Here is a 353-nt window from a genome sequence, read left to right as displayed (position 1 = left end):
CATGAACGCGGCCGTGCCGTTCACGGCACCGTTCACCGTCCCGGCCGTCGTGTTCACGGCCGCCTGCCCGTCGCTCACAGCGAGCGGTGTTGCGGCGGGTTCGAGGGCGTGGCGCTCAGGCCGTGAACGCTCCGTACGCTCCTGCTGTTCACGCCGAAGGGCGTCCGCGCGCTGCTGCTCCTCGCGCCGCACGCGGTCGTCGTATTCGCGCTGCTCACGCCGCATCTCCGCGTCACGGTCGAGGCGTTCACGCTCCATCCGCGCCGTGTGCTCGCGCTCAGCGGCCCGCTCGGCAGCCTCACGTTCGGCCCGCTCACGCTCGATTCGTTCGGCGTTCTCGCGGGCGGACTGTT

1 pseudogene is annotated in these 353 nt (G+C 71.4%); it reads right to left on the bottom strand.

Annotated features, from left to right (window positions below):
• Positions 1–353: pseudogene (locus ACLZOT_RS50730) on the bottom strand (DUF2637 domain-containing protein); the annotation flags it as partial.

Origin of the sequence: Streptomyces sp. 4F14 (assembly GCF_048159485.1) — a bacterium.
GTDB lineage: Bacteria > Actinomycetota > Actinomycetes > Streptomycetales > Streptomycetaceae > Streptomyces.
Note: the sequence above shows the minus strand (reverse complement) of the source record. Positions and strands in the feature narration are given on the sequence as shown.